Below are 3,738 nucleotides of genomic sequence, written 5' to 3'. Positions count from 1 at the left end.
GCTGCGATCAGCCAGATCAGCGGAACAGGCATGACACGAGCCTAGCGCGGCGCCGACGGTGTCAGCAGGTAACAACCAGACCCAACAACTACACTGCCTGCATCATGTTGTGTCCCAGTGTTTCGCTGGCGGTGTGGGCCAATGCCTGGCTCGCCGGTGCCGCCGCGCCCGATGATGTCCTGGATGCGTTATCCCAGTGGACACCAAGGCATTCGGTGACGGCATATGACTCGGTGGCCGCCGAACGCACCGGCTTGTCGTGGCCCGATCTCGACGATGCGGGAGCGGTGTCGCTGCTGCAGACGATGCGCACGGCGGCACGGCCGGCGGGGACACCGCCCTCGATCGTGCTCGCGTTGCCGGTGCCCGGCGACGTCCGCGGGCTGCCGCCGGGCACCCAGTTCGGCCGCGACGCCATCACCGCCGGTGAGGCGATCATGGTCGGATCACCGGAGTCGGCGATCGGGCTGGTCCCGGATCTGGAGTACCCGGACACCCCCGACGGCGAGGAGTACGAGTTCGAACCCGAACTGTCCGCGCTGTCGTGGACGGTGTACTCGCTGCCCGCGCTGCCGCTACCCGAGGACCTCGACCTTGGCGTGGCAGAGTACGCACTGCGCGACGCGGTGCGCGCAGCGGCCGATGCGCTCGGCGCACTGCGCGCCGAAGCCCCTGGCGGTGAGGGCGGCGACCCGCGCAGGATGGTCGAGCAGGTACTGGAATCCACACAGGCACATCGGATCCCCGACCATGCGCCCACGCGGGCTGTGCGGGTTCTCGAGAACGCGGCTCATGTCGACGCGATCATCACCGTCAGCGCCGGCCTGATCCCGAGCGGACTGCAGAGTTCCTCGGAGGTCCAACTCGCCAGCGATGCATTACGTCCGCTGTCCTCGGTGGTCCGGTCGGCGCGACTGGCCGCGGTCGCGTCGATCCTTCGATCCGCCTGGCGCGCCTAGCGCTCGGCCGAGCACGCCGGCGTGCACAGGGCGCCGTTGACGCTGCACCCGTAACCCGGCACCTCGCTTTCCCCGATGCTGCCCCGGATCCTGGCCGCCGACCGGTCCAGACGCATCTCGTCGATCAGGTCGACCACCAGTCGCGCGAACCGGGGCTGGGAGTTCGGCGTCGTCGCCCGGGCGAAGGCGATCCCCGCGTCGGCTGCCTGTTCGGCGAGTTCACTGTCGAGATCCCAGACCACCTCGATGTGGTCGGCGACAAAACCGACCGGGCAGACGATCACGGCCTCGGTGCCGGTGTGCGCCAGCGAGGCGAGGTGGTCGCCGACGTCGGGTTCCAGCCATGGCACCTGCGGCGGTCCGGACCGAGACTGCCAAACCTGGTCGTAGTCGGGGTATCCCGCGGCCGCGGCGACCAACGCGCTGGTGTGGGCGACCTGGCGTTCGTAGAGGTCTGGTCCGCAGCGCGAGGCGGCCCGCAACGGGATCGAATGCGCGGTGAAGACGAGCCGGGCGTCGGCGCGCACCGCCTCGGGCAGGGTCGCCGCGGCGTCGCGGATGGCGTCGGCGAACATCTCGACGAGCAGCGGGTGATCGAAGTACTGGCGAAGTTTGGTCAACTCAGGTGCGTCGGAACCGGCCGACGCCCGGGCGCGCGCGATGTCTTCCTGGTATTGCGTGCAGCCGGAGTAGCCGCCCCAGGCCGATGTCGAGAACACCGCGGCACGCCGGATACCGTTGTCGCGCATCTGCGCGACTGTGTCCTCGACGTAGGGCTCCCAGTTGCGGTTGCCGAAGTAGACGGGCAACTCCAGGCCGCGGCGGGCCAGCTCGGCCTCGATCGCGACGATCAGCTCGCGGTTGATTCCGTTGATCGGCGACACCCCACCGAAGTGCAGGTAGTGCTCGGCGACAGCAGCCAGCCGTTCCCGGGGGATGCCCCGGCCCCGGGTGACGTTCTCGAGGAACGGCATGACCTGGTCGGGCCCCTCCGGGCCACCGAACGACAGCAGCAGCAGCGCGTCAAAGTCCACTACAGCAGCTGGGTGCTCGCGCCGCCGTCGGCGAAGATGATGGTGCCCGTGGTGGCCGGCAGCCAGTCCGACAGCAGGGCACACACCGTTTTGGCCACCGGCGTCGGGTCTTTCATGTTCCAGCCCAACGGGGCGCGCTGATCCCACCCCTCTTCGAGGAGCTGCATCTGCGCGCCGGCCTCGTCGCCGAGGGCGCCGCCGACGATCGCACTCATGGCCAGGGTCCGGATCGGGCCTGCTGCAACAAGATTCGAGCGGACTCCCACCTGTCCAGCCTCGCGCGCGACGAACCGGTTGACCGATTCCAGCGCGCTCTTGGCCACCGTCATCCAGTTGTATGCGGGCATCGCGCGGGTGGGGTCGAAGTCCATGCCGACGATGCCGCCACCGGGACTCATGATGGGCAACACCGCCTTGGCCAGCGACGCGTAGGAGTAGGCCGAGATGTGGATGCCTTTGGCGACATCCTCGTACGGCGCGTCGAAGAACGGGTTGATGCCCATCCCGGTCTGCGGCATGAACCCGATCGAGTGCACCACCCCGTCGAGTTTGTTGCCCTCACCGATCACCTCGCTCACCCGGTCCGCCAGCGTGTCGAGATGCTTGTCGTTCTGGACGTCGAGTTCCAGCAGCGGCGCCGGATCGGGTAGCCGGTCTGCGATGCGCTGGATCAGCTTCATCCGGTCGAACCCGGTGAGCACCAGCTCGGCTCCAGCTTCCTGGGCGACCTTGGCGATGTGGAACGCGATCGACGAATCGGTGATGATCCCCGTGACGAGGATCCGCTTGCCTTGAAGAAGTTTCACTGTGAAGAGTCCTTGTCTGCTGAAGAGACATTGCCTGTTCTGCTCTAGTGGCCCATACCCATGCCGCCGTCGACGGGGATCACCGCACCGGCGATGTAGCTCGCGTCTTCCGATGCAAGGAAGCTGACCGCACCGGCGACTTCCTCGGCGGTGCCGACGCGCTTCGCCGGGATGAAGTCCAACGCACCCTCCTGGATCCGCTCGTCGAGGGCGCGCGTCATCTCGGTGTCGATGTATCCGGGCGCGACGACGTTGGCGGTGACGCCGGCCTTGGAAAGCTCCCGTGAGATCGAGCGGGCCATACCGATCAGGCCTGCCTTGGCAGCCGCGTAGTTGGCCTGGTTGCCGATGCCCCACATCCCGGACACCGAACCGATGAAGATGATCCGGCCGAAACGTTTGCGCTGCATGCTGCGCGACGCGCGCTGGGCCACCCGGAACGCCCCGGTGAGGTTGGCATCGATGACGTTCTCGAAGCGTTCCTCGGTCATCCGGATCAGGAAGGCGTCCTGGGAGATGCCGGCGTTGGACACCAGCACCTCGACCGGCCCCTGATGCTCCTCGACCTCTTTGAAGGCCCGGTCGACGGCCTCGCTGTCGGTGACGTCACACTGCACACCGAAGAGCCCGTCGGGCGCCCCCGATCCGCGGTGGGTGACCGCCACCTTGTGGCCGTCGGCGGCAAGGCGCTGCGCGATCGCCAGGCCGATCCCCCGGTTTCCGCCGGTGACCAGCACCGAACGGGCGACGAATGCGGGGCGGGCGCCGGTGGTTTCAGCGGCGGTGTCGGCGGGTTCTTCGGTGGCAGCGTCCGCAGTCATGCCCGCCAACCTAACGCCTCGCGCTCATTCTCAAGAAATCGCCATACGGCAGGTGGGAGCAGCGACACAGGGATATTTCTAGCCGGGTAGGCGCCGGTTGATCAGCAACGCGCCCAGG

The 3,738-nt window shown here is 67.7% G+C and carries 4 protein-coding genes; 1 reads left to right on the top strand and 3 read right to left on the bottom strand.

Features of this window, described 5'->3' with window-relative positions; genetic code table 11:
• The first annotated feature begins 104 nt into the window (after nucleotides 1-104).
• On the top strand, nucleotides 105-959 hold the full coding sequence (locus WA944_RS26575) for an Rv1486c family protein (protein WP_526610995.1): 855 nt from the start codon (nucleotides 105-107) through the stop codon (nucleotides 957-959).
• Here the strand turns inward: WA944_RS26575 and WA944_RS26570 are convergent.
• From WA944_RS26570 to fabG1, 3 genes are read right to left on the bottom strand one after another with little or no spacing between them, the layout of a single operon-like run.
• Complete coding sequence (locus WA944_RS26570) at nucleotides 956-1,993, bottom strand: ferrochelatase (RefSeq protein WP_526374111.1); 1,038 nt, start codon at nucleotides 1,991-1,993, stop codon at nucleotides 956-958. The genes WA944_RS26575 and WA944_RS26570 overlap by 4 nt on opposite strands.
• Nucleotides 1,993-2,799 carry an NADH-dependent enoyl-ACP reductase InhA gene (gene inhA, locus WA944_RS26565; protein ID WP_526374112.1) on the bottom strand — a complete coding sequence of 269 codons (807 nt, stop codon included), beginning with the start codon at nucleotides 2,797-2,799 and terminating at the stop codon, nucleotides 1,993-1,995. Before inhA ends, WA944_RS26570 begins: the two co-directional genes overlap by 1 nt.
• 44 nt (nucleotides 2,800-2,843) lie before the next feature.
• The gene (gene fabG1, locus WA944_RS26560) at nucleotides 2,844-3,620 is read right to left on the bottom strand and encodes a 3-oxoacyl-ACP reductase FabG1 (RefSeq protein ID WP_163890428.1); all 777 of its coding nucleotides are present in this window, start codon (nucleotides 3,618-3,620) and stop codon (nucleotides 2,844-2,846) included.
• Nucleotides 3,621-3,738 lie beyond the last annotated feature (118 nt).

The sequence above is a fragment of the Mycobacterium sp. genome (genome assembly GCF_049683355.1).
In the GTDB taxonomy this organism is placed as follows: Bacteria; Actinomycetota; Actinomycetes; order Mycobacteriales; family Mycobacteriaceae; genus Mycobacterium.
This window is presented reverse-complemented; position numbering and strand designations above follow the sequence as displayed.

What these genes read in the sequence shown, in the direction of transcription:
- WA944_RS26575 (WP_526610995.1), top strand. Translation starts at nt 105, where the DNA reads ATGTTGTGTCCCAGTGTTTCGCTGGCGGTGTGGGCCAATGCCTGGCTC.
- fabG1 (WP_163890428.1), bottom strand. Translation starts at nt 3,620, where the DNA reads ATGACTGCGGACGCTGCCACCGAAGAACCCGCCGACACCGCCGCTGAA.